1 pseudogene is annotated in these 228 nt (G+C 50.9%); it reads right to left on the minus strand.

Annotated features, from left to right (window positions below):
* Positions 1-25 precede the first annotated feature (25 nt).
* A pseudogene (locus tag ACYP03_RS28540) lies at positions 26-228 on the minus strand (glutamine--fructose-6-phosphate transaminase (isomerizing)); the annotation flags it as partial.

Genomic DNA, 228 nt, shown 5'->3' on the forward strand with positions numbered 1-228 from the left:
TCAACGATGTGAAGATCAGCCGGACTTACTCAACCGTTACAGACTTCGCCATGTTCCGGGTCTGATCGACATCCGTCCCTATGATCAGCGCGACGTAATAAGACAGCAGATGCAATGGCAGGGTATAGAGGATCGGCGAGATAAACTCATCACAGTGCGGTACGTTCAGAACGGTCATGGTGTCATCGCTGGCGAAGTGGGCATACACATCCGCAAACACATACATCA

Source organism: Photobacterium sp. R1, assembly GCF_054600795.1.